This is a genomic window from Lentzea terrae (genome assembly GCF_003265345.1).
GTDB lineage: Bacteria > Actinomycetota > Actinomycetes > Mycobacteriales > Pseudonocardiaceae > Lentzea > Lentzea terrae.
This window is the reverse complement of record NZ_QFWW01000004.1, coordinates 168,518-181,505: the sequence shown is the minus strand read 5'-3', so window position 1 is coordinate 181,505 and position 12,988 is coordinate 168,518. Positions and strand designations below refer to the sequence as shown.

The window sequence follows — 12,988 nt, the reverse complement described above, 5'->3', positions numbered from 1 at the left end:
TGGCAACGGGAACCTCGCCCTGGCAGCACGTCGTCCAGAAACGGCGGTTGATCATGGCTGCGACTCCGCTCTCGCAAATGGGACCTCGATCGGGCGCAGGGGCACCGCTCCTGCCGCGCGGCGGGGCAGCTCGGCTCGGCGGGGCAGGGACATGGCGTTCCCGCGCGACGGTGTTGGGAGTGCGAGGTCCTGCCGCGCTGGGGAAGCGTCGGCCTGGCAACTGCAAGCGAGGATGCCGCGAACGATTGCGCCGGCTGCGGCTCGTTGTGGACCCGTCGGCGGCTTGGACTGGAGTCCTTCGACCACCCGGAGAATCACCGCTCTGCGGGCACAGTGGGGACAGCTCTCCGGCGACACTGCTCCAGCACCTGGCAAACCGCCATCGAACCGCTGGCGTGTCACGGGCGCAGTGCTCGGCGAACTGCCATCGCCCCCGAACCTGCGGCGCGGAACCAGCGCCTTTCCACCGACACCAGGCGAACTGCGATCGCCTCCGGACTCCTGGCGGGTCATGGGCGCCACGCCTCCAGCACCAGGCGGACAGCCACCGCCTGCGATCCCCTGGCGCGTCGCGGGCGCGGCTACTTCAACACCCGGCGAACCGCCACCGAACCCGCCGCGCGCCACTCCTTCGGCGCCGGGCAGGCAGCCATCGCCTGCTAGCCACTGGCGGGTCATGGGCGTAGCTCCTTCAGCACCTGGCGGGCTGCGGCTGCCAGTGGGCCCTTGGCGTTGCGTGGGAAGCGGCCCCGTTCGAGCGTTTCGGGCAGGCCCGGTTCTGGGCGCATCTGGGTCAGCAGCGGGATGCCGATGACCTCGGCCATCTCGGGGGCTTGCAGGTTGCCCGGGGAGGGGCCGCGGACTACCAGGCGGAGGTTGCGGGCCTGGGTGAGGAGGCGGGAGGCGACTCGGGTGGCTGCTGCGGTTGCGCGGACTTCGGCTGGGACGACCAGGACCGTCAAGTCGGTGCGGTCGAGGGCTGCTGAGGCTGCGGAGGTGGGGTGGCGCGGGAGGTCGCAGATCACGGTGCAGCCTGAGCGGCGGCCTGCGTCGAGGACGGCGGCCACTGCTGCGGGTTCTGGGTCTGGTGCGGTGCGGTCGCAGGCCAGGACGCTCAGGCTGCCGGAGACCGGTAGGGCCGCGCGGAGGGCTGACATCGGGACTCGGCCGCCGGTGCAGTGGACGCCCGGCCAGCGGGCGCCCTCGACGGACTCGGTGCCCAGGGCCAGGTCTATGCCGCCGCCCAGGGGGTCGCAGTCGACGAGCATCGCTTCGCCGCCTTGAGCCACTGCCTCGCGGCCGCAGGCTATGGCCAAGATCGAGGCGCCGGAGCCGCCTCGGCCGCCTACGAACGACACCACGCGGCCTCGGTCGGAGGGTGGGCCCTCGCGCACGTCGGTGAGAGCGCTCACCAGGATGCGGCCGTCCAACGGCAGTTCCAGGACTCCGTCGGCGCCCAGGGCCACTGCGGGCGCCCAGGGCGGGTCGCCTCCGTGGACGACGAAGACGCCGGAGCGGCGTGGGAAGTTCGCGTCCAGGCAGGCGGAGACGGCGGCTGGGTCCAGCAGCACGAGAGGGGCGTCGTGCCATTGCGAGCGCAACGAAGTCACGTCGGGGGCGCGGAGCAGTTCGCAGTCTGCGGCGGCGGCCATGCGGAGGACCTCGTCGAGGAGGTCCGGGTCCGTGAGCAGGGCGATGGGGTGGGTCATGGGGTCCACGCTGGTGGGTCGTGATGAACGACACAACGAGCGAAGATCCAGATGTGGACAAATCGCCGGGTGTGGACAAGTCGCGATCTTGAAGCACCTGAAACCCGGGAAGTGTCAGGGGTGCGTGCGAATCTGAGGGGTTGGGCGGCAAATGGCGCACAAAGGGCGGCAGAGGTCCAGTCACGCCCACCCGGAATCCGGGCCTGGATATGGGACGACCCCCGCCAGGGGGGAGGGACGGGGGTCGTCAATGGTTCAGTCCCGGGGGGTCGGACTGAACCCGTCCGTCGAACCGGACTCTCCTACTGTATCCCCATGCGCCAGTGCTGCGCGCAACTTCGGCAACAGCTGCGTGCCAAGTTTCGGTAACCGTGTCGCACAACGGTTTCGTACACAAACGAAATGCCGACCGAACGGCCTACTGACGAGTACACCTAAGCTGAGCTACATGAGTCGGATCGCCGCCTTCTTCGACCTCGACAAGACCGTGATCGCGAAGTCGAGCACGCTGGCGTTCAGCCGTCCCTTCTTCCAGGAGGGGCTGATCAACCGCCGCGCGGTGCTGAAGAGCGCATACGCGCAGCTCGTGTTCATGCTGGCCGGCGCGGACGCGGACCAAATGGACCGCATGCGCGCGCACATCACGGCGCTCGCCGCGGGCTGGGACGTCGAGCAGATCCGCAGTATCGTCAACGAGACGTTGCACGACATCGTCGACCCGCTTGTCTACAAAGAGGCGACACAGTTGATCGCCGACCACAAGGCGGAGGGTCACGACGTCGTCATCGTGAGTGCGTCCGGGGAAGAGCTCGTCGCCCCAATTGCACAGATGATCGGTGCGGACTACAGCGTCGGAACCAAGATGGTGGTGCTGGACGGCCGCTACACGGGCGATGTCGACTTCTACTGCGCGGCCGACAACAAGGCCGTCGCGATCAAACAGCTCGCCGCCGAGCACGGTTACGACCTCGCCAAGAGCTACGCCTACTCGGACAGCGTCACGGACCTGCCGATGCTCGAGGTCGTCGGCCACCCGAACGTCGTGAACCCGGACCGCGGCCTGCGCAAGATCGCCGCGCAGAAGAGCTGGCCGGTGCAGCAGTTCTCCGACCCGGTGAGCCTGCGCTCCCGCATCCCCACCCCGTCGGGCAAGGCGGTCGCCGTGACGGCCATCAGCCTCGGTGCGGTGGCCGCCGCCGGCGCCGCCTGGTACGGCCTCAGGCGCAAGCGCAGCCGCGACTGAAGTCAAGTCCCAGACCAAAACCAAAGCCCTTAGAGACCTGTACCGGCGAGTAGCGGCAACCGCGCGCACACGTGGTGCCCGCGTGAGTGCACGAGCACGCCCTGTCAGCGGTACCCGAACCTGTACAAAACCTCACAAACGCTGAAACGGCAGTACTTTCACTACTGAACGTGGCTTGAACGGTGCACCCGTCCGAGCCCTTGCTGTGACCGGCGGCACGCACTTAAATGGGTGGTGCGGAACTCGGGTCGGCCAGGGACCTGGCGAAGAGAAGCCAGACTCCACCCCGGCGGGGCTCCGTGCGCGGACTTCGAGTACCCACGCGCAGCACGCCGCGGGAGGCTTGTCGTCTAGGGCCTGCGTACCGGGACGCCGGACGCCGAGGCCAGGGTTGTACGACTAGAGTTGCACGCTTGGTAACTCGCAAGCCCGCGCTGTCGACGGGGCACCCTTTCGAGGGTGCCCCGTTTGCTTGTCCGGTGAAAAAGTGCCGCCGAACGGCACAATGGCCACCCGTTGACCCATCACGCAGCCGTGAGTAACTTGCGAAATACGCCAGTTATCTGTGGGAACATCACCGGGAGGCACTGCAAAGTGCGGAAGATTGCCGCGTTGACGCTGGTCACTGCCATGGTCGCCCTCACGCCGGTGGCGAGAGCGGACGCCTCGGTGACCACCCTGCGCGGGATGTCGCTGGAACAGAAGGTCGGCCAGCTCTTCGTCACGTACGTCAACGGCCAGGCCGCCGACGTCCCGCACCCCAAGAACCAGACCGACTTCGGCGTCGGCACGCCGGCCGAGATGGTGCGCAAGTACCAACCGGGCGGCGTCATCTACTTCAACAACTCGAGCCGCGACAACATCGACACCCCCAAGCAGATCGCGCAGCTCTCCAACGGCCTGCAGAAGGCCAGCCGCATCCCGCTGCTCATCTCGACCGACCAGGAGACGGGCCTCGTCACGCGCATCGGCCCGCCCGCCACGCAGCTGCCGGGCAGCATGGCCCTGGGCGCCGGCCGCAGCACGCAGGACGCAGAAGAGGCCGCGCGGATCACCGCCCAGGAGCTCCGCGCGATGGGCATCAACCAGAACTTCGCCCCGGACGCCGACGTCAACTCGAACCCGGCGAACCCGATCGTCGGCGTGCGCAGCTTCTCCAGCGACCCGAAGCTCACGTCCGAAATGACGAAGGCCCAGGTCACGGGTTACGAAGGCCACCGCTGGTTCGACCAGAACTCGGTCACGTCCACGGCCAAGCACTTCCCCGGCCACGGCGACACGTCCGAGGACAGCCACACCAGCCTGCCGGTCTCCAACCGCACCCTCGACCAGTGGCGCCAGATCGACGCGCCGCCGTTCCAGGCCGCCATCGCCGCCAAGATCGACTCGATCATGACCGCGCACATCCAGGTTCCGAAGATCGACCCGTCCGGCGAGCCGGCCACGCTCTCCCCGAAGATCATCACCGGCCTGCTGCGCGAAGAGCTGAAGTACGACGGCGTCATCGTCACCGACTCGCTGGAGATGGAAGGCGTCCGCAAGCTGCACCCCAACGACGCGGAGATCCCGGTCCTCGCCATCAAGGCGGGCGTCGACCAGCTGCTGATGCCGCCGAACCTCGGCCTCGCGATCGACAGCGTCATCAAGGCCGTCCGCAGCGGTGAGATCTCCGAGCAGCGCATCGACCAGAGCGTCCTGCGCATCCTCAAGATGAAGCTCCTGCGCGGCGTCATGCTCAACGCCGAGGTCGACGTGAACCGGGTCGACCAGATCGTCGGCTCCAACAATCAAAGCGCGCAGAAGATCGCCGACCGCACGATCACCGCGGTCCGCAACGACGGCCAGGCCATTCCGCTGAACGCCGCAGCTCCCCTGGTCGTCGGCACCGGTGACGCCCCGGCCACGGCTCTGGCGACCAGGCTCAAGGCGACCAAGGTCGTCACCGCCACGAGCCCCACCCCGGCGCAAGCACAACAGGCACTGGCCGCCGCGGCGAACGCGGACAAGATCGTCGTGCTGACCAACAACCTCACCATCAGGCCTGCCCAGCTCGACCTGCTCAACAAGCTCGTCGCCACCGGCAAGCCGGTCATCGCGGTCGCCACCGGCAACCCGTACGACGTGGCCCACAGCGGCGCCAAGACGTGGCTCGCCACCTACTCGGCCACGACGGTCTCCATGGAGGCACTGGCCAAGGTCCTGCTCGGCGAGACCAAGCCGCAGGGCAAGCTCCCGGTCGACGTGCCAGGTCCGATCCCCTACCCGTTCGGACACGGGGTGACCTGGTGAGAAGGCGGAGCTTCCTCGCGGCAAGCGCACTGTCCGTCCCACTCGTCAGCACCACGACCGCCAACGCGGCCCCGAAGCTCGCCACCGGCGCGGAACAACTCGCGCACGACGGCTGGCGCAAGCTCAGGGGCCGCAAGGCCGGCGTGCTGACGAACCCGACGGGCGTCCTGAAGAACCAGACCCACATCGTCGACTCGATGGTGGAGCACAACGCCAAGCCGACCGCCGTCTTCGGCCCCGAACACGGCTTCCGCGGCACGGCCCAGGCCGGCGGCTCCGAGGGCGACTACCAGGACCCACGCACCGGCATCCCGGTGTACGACGCGTACGGCGCCAACGCCACCAAGCTCCAGTCGATGTTCACCAAGGCGGGCATCGACACGGTCGTCTTCGACATCGCGGACGTGGGCGCGCGCTTCTACACCTACATCTGGTCGATGTACACGGCGATGCAGGCGGCGGAGAACCTCGACTTCATCGTCCTCGACCGCCCGAACCCCATCGGCGGAACCCCCAACGGCCCGCAGCTCGACCCCGCCTACGCCACCGGTGTCGGCCTGAAGCCGATCGTCCAGCAACACGGCATGACCGTCGGCGAGCTGGCCAGGTTCTTCAAGGGCGAGTTCGGCCTCAAGACCGACCTCGAAGTGGTCAACGTAAAAGGCTGGCGCCGCAACCAGCTCGACACCGGTCTGCCGTGGGTGCCGCCGAGCCCGAACATGCCCACCCAGGACACCGCGCTCGTCTACCCCGGCACGTGCCTGTTCGAGGGCACGGTGCTGTCGGAAGGCCGCGGCACCACCCGCCCGTTCGAGACCGTCGGCGCACCGGGCATCGACTGGCGCTGGGCGGAATCCCTCAACACGCTCGACCTCAAGGGAATCAGGTTCCGCGAGACCTACTTCGCGCCGACGTTCAACAAGTTCCAGGGCAAGACCTGCGGCGGCGTCACCCTGCACGTCACCAACGCGGCCGAGTTCGACGCGATCGAAGCCTCCGTGGCCATGCTGATCACCGCGAAGTCGTTGTACCCGAGCGTGTTCGCGTGGCGGCAGGACTTCTGGATCGACAAGCTCAGCGGCTCCGACCGGCTGCGCAAGATGATCGACGCCCAGGCGCCGCTGGACGAGGTCGTCGGCGCGTGGCACCAGGAGCTGCAGCAGTTCCGCCGCACCCGCCTGCCCTACCTGCGCTACCGGTGAGGACGCCATGCTCATCCCCGCGCTGGCCGTCGCACTCGTGACGACCGCGGTCCCAGGCCACTTCGACCAGCCACAGGACGGTTTCGCGCAGCCGTGGACGACCCTGCGCGACTCGAACCCGTACTGGGCCAACCTCGATCCGGAGCCGATCAACGCGACCCTGCGCCAGCTCCGCGACTTCCAGAAACCCCAGGCCAACGGCAAACCGCTGTTCGCCGGCGCCGTCACGATGTACGTGCACAACGGCAAGATCGTCACGCACGACCGCACCGGCTACGCGGTCCTCTACGAAGACCAGCAAACCCAGCTGCCGGAAGAAGACCGCGTCCCGATGCAGAAGGACACGATCTTCGACCTCGCCTCGATCTCCAAGCTCTTCACGTCGATCGCGGTGATCCAGCAGGTCGAGCAGAACAAGATCGACATCGATGAGCGGGTCGCCCGCTACCTGCCCGAGTTCGGCGTGAACGGCAAGGAGAACATCACCGTCAAGCAGCTCCTCACCCACACGAGCGGCCTCGAACCGTTCATCGCGTTGTGGAAGCTGTACCCGGACGCCCCGAGCCGCATCAAAGCCGTCATGGACGTGAAGCCGAAGTCCACGCCCGGCACCACGTACGTCTATTCCGACCTGAACCTGATCACGCTCGGCGAACTCGTCCACAAGGTCAGCGGAAAGCGCCTCGACGAAGCCGTGCGGGACGGCATCACCAGGCCGCTCAACATGAAGGACACCGGCTACAACCCCAAGAACAAGAACCGCACCGCCGCGACGGAGTTCCAGTCGGCACCGCCGCGCGGCATGGTCCGCGGCGAGGTGCACGACGAGAACGCGTGGTCGCTCGGCGGCGTCGCCGGCCACGCGGGCGTCTTCGGCACGGCCAGGGACCTCGCCGTCCTCGGTCAGACGATCCTCAACGGCGGCACGTACAACGGCCGCCGGATCCTCACCGAGCACTCCGTCGAGCTGATGCTGACGAACTTCAACCAGCAGTTCCCCGACAACGCCCACGGCCTCGGGTTCGAGCTCGACCAGCGCTGGTACATGGGCGGGCTGAGCGGTCCGGGCACGGCCGGCCACACCGGCTACACGGGCACGTCGTTCGTGATCGACAAGGTCTCGCGGTCGATCGCGATCCTGCTGTCCAACCGCGTGCACCCGTCCCGCGACTGGGGCAGCGTCAACCCCGCCCGTCGGGTGGTCGCCGACGGCCTGGCCAACGCGCTCGCGGTCAAGTCACGTGGAAAGCAGTGGCGCGCAACGACTTCCGGCGGCACTCTCACGGCGGAACGCCCGGTCGAGGTCTTCGTCGACGTCGACAAGGGCGACAAGCTGACCGTCCAGCACTGGGACGGCACGCAGTGGCAGGACGTCCGCACGATCACCACCACTGAACGTCGTTGGGTTGCCACAGAACAGAAGAAGACCAGGTTCGTCTACACCAAGGCAGGCCAGTACAACGGCCGTGGCGTCTACGTGCACGCACGCGGCGCCGTCACGGCCGTGGGCTGGTCACTGGCACGCCGCTAGCACCTCGGTGAACAACGGAAGCGCCCGTGGAAACGCGGGCGCTCCGAAGCTCACCACGATCCCCGTGCGGTCGTCGTCGCTCAGCTCGTGCCGGAACCACGAGAGAGCACTGACCTCGATCCCACGTTCGCGCGCCGTCTGCACGATGGCGGTCTCGTGCGGTGTGTCGAGCACGGCATGCATCCCGGCCGCGATGCCGGACACCGACGCGTACGGCGAGACGGTTTCCACGAGGCGGTCACGCCGCCGTTGGTACTTCAACCGCATCCGCCGCACGTGGCTGTCGTACGCGCCGGACTCCAGGAAATCAGCCAACGTCAGCTGATCCAGCATGCTGATGTACTGCTCGCGATCGGTCTTCAACGCCAGGATCGGATCCACGAACCGGTCCGGCACCACCATCCACGCGATCCGCAACGCCGGCGACAGCGCCTTGCTGCACGTCCCGAGATAGGCGACGTGCTCGGGATCCAGCCCCTGCACCGCGCCGACGGGCTGCCGGTCGTAGCGGAACTCGCCGTCGTAGTCGTCCTCCAGCACAAGGCCGTCAACGCGCCGTGCCCACTCCACCGCCGACGCGCGCCGCAGTGGGTGCAGAGGACCGCCCAACGGGAACTGGTGCGCCGGCGTGAGCACACAAACACGCCGGTCGTCCGGCAGCTGCTCGGTATTGGCGCCGTGGTCGTCCACCGCCAACGGCACCGTCGACTTCCACAACGACCGGTGGAAGCCCAGCCCGTACTCCTCCACGACCACGGGCGACTTCAGCAGCTGGTTGAACATCTGGATGGCTCCCGCGAACCCAGAGCACACCACGATCCGCTCGGGGTCCGCACGCACCCCACGCGCCCGCGCCAGGTACTCGGCCAAGGCGGTCCGCAGCTCGATCCGCCCCTGCGGGTCACCGGGCCCGAACGCCTCGGACGGCGCCGCCAGCAACGCCCGCCGCGTCGAGCGGATCCACTCGGTGCGCGGGAACTCGGTGATGTCCGGTGTGGACACCGACAGGTCGAACCGCACATCCGGCCCACGAGCGGAGCGCTTCACCGGCGGAGGTGGTGCGACCCGTTGCGCGACAACGGTTCCGGAGCCCTGACGGGCCGTGAGCCACCCTTCGGCCACCAACTCCGCGTATGCCTCGGCGACGGTGTTCCGCGCGATCCCCAGGTCAGCGGCGAGCGACCGGGAAGCCGGCAACCGCGTACCCGGTGGCAGGCGCGCCGAACGGACCGCTTCCCGCAGCGACGCCGTCAACCGGTGGCGCAGGCCACCCGGCCCGGACAGGTCCAGGTGGAAGTCCAGATTGGCCCACGATTCCACGCTCAGATTGCACCATGCCCAGGGCCAATCAGCGGCCTAACTTTGCAGACATGACAAACCGAATCGACCTCGCCAAGAAGGCCCCGAAGGTCTACCGCGCCATGATCGCTCTCGACGCCGCCACCCGCGAAGGGTTCGACGAGCGGCTCGCTGAGCTCGTCCGCATCCGGGCGTCCCAGCTGAACCACTGCGCCTACTGCATCAACATTCACACGGCTGACGCCCGAAAGGGTGGTGAGTCCGAGGCGCGCATCTACCTCCTCAACGCGTGGGAGGAGGCCGGCGACGTCTACACCGAGAAGGAGCAGGCCGCGCTGCTGCTGACCGAGGCCATCACGGTGATGAGCAGCCACGAGTACGTCAGCGACGAGGTCTACGAACGGGCCGCGAAGCACTTCGACGAAGAGGAGCTGGCTCAGCTCATCGCGCTGATCTTCACCATCAACTCGTGGAACCGGATCGCCGTCTCTACCAGGAAGCCCTTCCACGTCCGGTGACACGCCGCCGCAGATTCGCCCGTACGGGGTGACTTTCGGACACAGTTGGGGTGAGTTGCGCCCACACTCCGTTGACCCTAGGAGTAGCGGTTAGTAAGTTTCCCACGTGTCCACTGAGAGCAGTGCCGAGTCCAGTCCGCTGGTGAAGATCCGGTCGTTGCTGCCGGGTCTCGCACGCGCAGAGCAGCGCGTCGCGAAGGTGGTCCTGGAGAACCCGGCGACGGTCGCGCACCGCAGCATCACCGAGGTCGCCGAGCAGGCGGGCACGAGTGAGACGACGGTGACGCGCTTCTGCAAGGCCATCGGTGTGGGTGGATACCCGGAGCTGCGCATCGCGCTCGCCGCCGACACCGCACGCAGCCAGGCCAGGGCCAACCACGACATGGGCGGCGACATCCTGCCTGGCGACGACCTCAAGCAGGTCGTGGGCAAGGTCGCGTACGCCGACGCCCGCGCCGTCGAGGAGACCGCGGAGCAGCTCGACATCGAGTCGCTCGACAAGGTCGTCCAAGCCGTCGCAGGCGCCCGCCGCGTCGACGTCTACGGCTTCGGCGCCTCCGCGTTCGTCGCGTTCGACCTGCAGCAGAAGCTGCACCGCATCGGCCTGACCTGCTTCGCGTGGAACGACACGCACATCGCGCTGACCTCGGCCGCCGTGCTGACCGGCGCGGACGTCGCCGTCGGCATCTCGCACACCGGCTCGACCGCGGAGACCGTCGAGGCGCTGCGGGTGGCCCGCGAGACCGGCGCCACCACCGTCGCGCTGACGAACTTCCCGCGCTCGCCCATCACCGAGGTCGCCGACCACGTGCTGACGACGGCCGCGCGCGAGACCACGTTCCGCTCCGGCGCGATGGCGAGCCGCATCGCCCAGCTGACCGTGATCGACTGCCTGTTCATCGGCGTCGCCCAACACCACGTGGAGACGGCGAAGACGGCGCTGGAGGCGACCTACGAAGCGGTGTCCGGCCACCGGCTGGGAGCGAGACCAGACGGTCGCCGACGGCCGCGGGAGACGACTAAATGATCTCCCCCCGGAACGGTGTGGTGGTGCGCGTGGAATCTCCGACGGAGCAGCGGAACCCTCGCACGGCCGACATCGACCGGGTCCCCACGATCGACGTGCTGCGGATGATCAACGACGAGGACCGCACGGTCCCGGCCGCGGTCGCCGCGGCACTGCCGGAACTGGCGCGCGCCGTCGACCTCGGCGTCACCGCGATCATGTCGGGCGGTCGCGTCCACTACGTCGGCGCCGGCACGTCCGGCCGCCTGGCCACGCTGGACGCCGCCGAGCTGGTGCCCACGTTCAACGCGCCGGCCGAGTGGTTCGTCGCCCACCACGCGGGCGGCTCCGAGGCCCTCGTCCGCGCGGTCGAGGAGGTCGAGGACCACTCCGGCGCGTCCCAGATCCGCCGCTCGGCCACGGCGAAAGACCTGGTCGTGGGCGTGACGGCGTCCGGACGCACGCCGTTCGTGATCGGCGCGCTGGAAGAGGCGCAAGCGCTTGGCGCCCACACGGTGCTGGTGTCGAACAACGCCTCGGTGCCGATCACGCCCGACGTGCTCGTGACCCTGAACACCGGCCCGGAGGCCATCGCGGGTTCGACCAGGATGAAGGCGGGCTCGGCGCAGAAGCTCGTGCTGACGTCGTTCTCGACGGCGGTGATGGTCAAGCTCGGCCGCACCTACTCGAACCTGATGGTCAGCATGCGGGCGACGAACGCGAAGCTGCGCGGCCGGACGGTCCGGATCCTGCGCGAGGCCACCGGGCTGCCCGAGAACGACTGCGCGCAGGCGTTGGCGGACGCGTCCGGCGACCTCAAGGTGGCGCTGGTGCACCTGCTGTCCGGGGTGCCGACCGAACGTGCGGCCGCTGCCCTGGAGGACACGAAGGGCCACGTCCGCAACGCGCTCGATCGACTAGCCGGCTGACGTGTCGGCGCCGGTGGGCCACGTCAGGTGCAGGTTGCGGACCCCGCGCAGCACGCCGTAGGTGCGGGTGGGCTCGGTTCCGGGCGCCACCTCGAACTCACCGATCGTGGTCAGGACCTTGTCGAACACGATGCCCAGTTCCAGGCGGGCCAGGTGCATGCCCAGGCACCGGTGCACGCCCGCGCCCCAGCCGAGATCGCGTCCCCGCCGCTGCCGGTCGAGCCGGAACGCGTCAGGGTCGTCGACGTACTGCTCGTCGCGGCATCCCGAACCCCAGGCCAGCAGCAGCCGGTCACCTGGCTGCAGAGCGACACCGCGGAGCGTGGTCTCGGCGAGCACGGTGCGGCCGGTCGCGGCCACCGCGGACTCGTGGCGCACGGCCTCCTCGATCAGCGCCGGCAGCAGTGCGCGGTCCTCGGCGACTCCGCGGCGCGTCCCGGGATCCCGCGCCAGCTGCAGCATCAGGCTGGAGATGGTGTCGACGGTGGTGAGAAATCCAGCGCTGATCATGAGGAACGCGTACTTGAGCAGTTCGGCGTCGGTTGCCGGGCGCCCGTCCACCTCCGCGTGGACGATCGCGGTCAGCACGTCGTGCTGATCTTCCCGGTCTCGGCGCTCCGCGATCTCGTCGCGCAGGAACTCGACCAGTCCGTCACCTGGCCGGGGAGCGTCCGGCCCTGATGGCGGCACGACGAGATTGCGTGTCAACGCGGCGAGTTCGTCCTGGCGTTCCAGCGGGACACCCATCACCTCGGCGATCACGAGGGACGGGATGTGTGCCGCCAGGTCACCGACCACCTCGCAGCCGCCGCGCGGAGCGAGCTCGTCGACGACCCGATCGGTCACCTGCCGGATGAACTGTTCGTGCGCCCGGACGGCGGGCGGCGTGAAGTAGTCGTGGAGGATCTTGCGCCACGCCGAGTGCACCGGCGGATCGGACTCGAACAGCGGTGCACGGGTGGTCTCGGCGTCCGGCACCATCGTCACCGCACCCAGACCCTGCACCGCCGCGCTGAAGGTCTGCCCGTCCTTGGCGACGGCCACGATGTCGTCCTGCTTCGTCACGAGGTAGAAGCCGTCGTAGGCGTCGCTGCGTGCGACCGGGTGAGCCTCGCGCAGCTCGGCCAGGGTGGTGTGAATCGTTGGTGCGACAGCAGGATCGTGGTGATCGAAACTACGGATCCGGTCCTGGACACTATCTCCCACCATATGCTCCGTCTCGTGGTTCGACGTCTGTCAGGACAGACGGGCAACACCACTCC

General features: G+C 68.3%; 10 protein-coding genes. 7 read left to right on the top strand and 3 right to left on the bottom strand.

The window, feature by feature from the left end; all coding sequences use genetic code 11:
• Nucleotides 1-674: 674 nt before the first annotated feature.
• Entirely contained in the window at nucleotides 675-1,709 is a 1,035-nt protein-coding gene (gene ssd, locus DI276_RS07690; protein WP_112262576.1) for a septum site-determining protein Ssd, read from the bottom strand.
• Between the two features lie 448 nt (nucleotides 1,710-2,157).
• Here ssd and DI276_RS07685 point away from each other — a divergent pair, with 448 nt between their 5' ends.
• The 4 genes from DI276_RS07685 (at nucleotide 2,158) to DI276_RS07670 (ending at nucleotide 7,974) form a co-directional block, all read left to right on the top strand.
• A complete protein-coding gene (locus DI276_RS07685; protein ID WP_112262575.1) occupies nucleotides 2,158-2,952 on the top strand; it encodes an HAD-IB family hydrolase in 795 nt (264 codons plus the stop codon).
• Nucleotides 2,953-3,582: 630 nt separating this feature from the next.
• A complete protein-coding gene (locus DI276_RS07680; RefSeq protein WP_112262755.1) occupies nucleotides 3,583-5,241 on the top strand; it encodes a glycoside hydrolase family 3 protein in 1,659 nt (552 codons plus the stop codon).
• Complete coding sequence (locus DI276_RS07675; protein ID WP_112262574.1) at nucleotides 5,238-6,443, top strand: exo-beta-N-acetylmuramidase NamZ family protein; 1,206 nt, start codon at nucleotides 5,238-5,240, stop codon at nucleotides 6,441-6,443. Before DI276_RS07680 ends, DI276_RS07675 begins: the two co-directional genes overlap by 4 nt.
• 7 nt (nucleotides 6,444-6,450) lie before the next feature.
• On the top strand, nucleotides 6,451-7,974 hold the full coding sequence (locus tag DI276_RS07670) for a serine hydrolase domain-containing protein (protein WP_112262573.1): 1,524 nt from the start codon (nucleotides 6,451-6,453) through the stop codon (nucleotides 7,972-7,974).
• On the opposite strand, the gene pdxR is transcribed toward DI276_RS07670, so the two are convergent.
• A complete protein-coding gene (pdxR, locus tag DI276_RS07665; protein WP_198680506.1) occupies nucleotides 7,957-9,294 on the bottom strand; it encodes a MocR-like pyridoxine biosynthesis transcription factor PdxR in 1,338 nt (445 codons plus the stop codon). The genes DI276_RS07670 and pdxR overlap by 18 nt on opposite strands.
• A gap of 50 nt (nucleotides 9,295-9,344) precedes the next feature.
• Here pdxR and DI276_RS07660 point away from each other — a divergent pair, with 50 nt between their 5' ends.
• From DI276_RS07660 to DI276_RS07650, 3 genes are all read left to right on the top strand, one after another.
• The gene (locus DI276_RS07660; RefSeq protein WP_198680505.1) at nucleotides 9,345-9,791 is read left to right on the top strand and encodes a carboxymuconolactone decarboxylase family protein; all 447 of its coding nucleotides are present in this window, start codon (nucleotides 9,345-9,347) and stop codon (nucleotides 9,789-9,791) included.
• Between the two features lie 106 nt (nucleotides 9,792-9,897).
• Nucleotides 9,898-10,818 carry a MurR/RpiR family transcriptional regulator gene (locus tag DI276_RS07655; protein ID WP_232836510.1) on the top strand — a complete coding sequence of 307 codons (921 nt, stop codon included), beginning with the start codon at nucleotides 9,898-9,900 and terminating at the stop codon, nucleotides 10,816-10,818.
• Entirely contained in the window at nucleotides 10,815-11,726 is a 912-nt protein-coding gene (locus tag DI276_RS07650; protein WP_112262570.1) for an N-acetylmuramic acid 6-phosphate etherase, read from the top strand. The genes DI276_RS07655 and DI276_RS07650 overlap by 4 nt, the downstream gene beginning before the upstream one ends.
• Here DI276_RS07650 and DI276_RS07645 read toward each other — a convergent pair.
• Entirely contained in the window at nucleotides 11,715-12,932 is a 1,218-nt protein-coding gene (locus DI276_RS07645) for a cytochrome P450 (RefSeq protein ID WP_232836509.1), read from the bottom strand. The genes DI276_RS07650 and DI276_RS07645 overlap by 12 nt on opposite strands.
• Nucleotides 12,933-12,988 lie beyond the last annotated feature (56 nt).

Bases quoted from the DNA above. Each gene is read 5' to 3' on its own strand.
- DI276_RS07660 (WP_198680505.1), top strand. From the start codon at position 9,345: ATGACAAACCGAATCGACCTCGCCAAGAAGGCCCCGAAGGTCTACCGC.
- DI276_RS07680 (WP_112262755.1), top strand. From the start codon at position 3,583: ATGGTCGCCCTCACGCCGGTGGCGAGAGCGGACGCCTCGGTGACCACC.
- ssd (WP_112262576.1), bottom strand. From the start codon at position 1,709: ATGACCCACCCCATCGCCCTGCTCACGGACCCGGACCTCCTCGACGAG.
- DI276_RS07685 (WP_112262575.1), top strand. From the start codon at position 2,158: ATGAGTCGGATCGCCGCCTTCTTCGACCTCGACAAGACCGTGATCGCG.
- DI276_RS07670 (WP_112262573.1), top strand. From the start codon at position 6,451: ATGCTCATCCCCGCGCTGGCCGTCGCACTCGTGACGACCGCGGTCCCA.
- DI276_RS07650 (WP_112262570.1), top strand. From the start codon at position 10,815: ATGATCTCCCCCCGGAACGGTGTGGTGGTGCGCGTGGAATCTCCGACG.